The organism is Aphanothece microscopica RSMan92 (assembly GCF_046613545.2).
GTDB lineage: Bacteria > Cyanobacteriota > Cyanobacteriia > PCC-6307 > Cyanobiaceae > NIES-981.
Genome location: NZ_JBKKKY020000517.1, coordinates 1 through 465 on the forward strand (window position 1 = coordinate 1; position 465 = coordinate 465).

General features: G+C 72.3%; 1 protein-coding gene. It reads left to right on the forward strand.

Translation table 11 applies throughout. The features are described from left to right. On the forward strand, positions 1-465 hold a 465-nt coding region (locus ACLD7X_RS18835), incomplete at both ends, for a hypothetical protein (RefSeq protein ID WP_411425207.1).

Here is a 465-nt window from a genome sequence, read left to right on the forward strand (position 1 = left end):
CACCGTGATCCTGGACACCTCGACCGCCGAGGACATGGCGCTGGAGGACCGTCAGGCGCTGGTCGATCCGCGCGGGCTGTGGCGCGCCCGGATCATGCCCGGCACGGGCGAGGTGGATGCGCCGCGGATGCTGTCGGCCACGGCGGGCGGGCTGTCGGTGTTCTACGGCACCGCCTCGGGCGAACTGACGGTCGAGATGAAGCTGCCCCGCAAGGCGCCCGATGCGCGGTACTACGGGCTGTTCAGCTTTGCCTTTGCCGCGGCGCTGATCCAGGCCGACGTGGTGACGCCCGCCGCGATTTCGCGGCTGATCACCGCGGCCGATCCGGGGGTCGAGGCGCGGCGCGCCTGGACCTATGTGTTCTCCACCACCGACGCCGATCACGCGCTGGTGGCCGAGGGGGCCCCGCCCGAGGATCCTGGCCAGACGCGCGGCATCATCCGCATCCTGGACCCCGCCCCCAC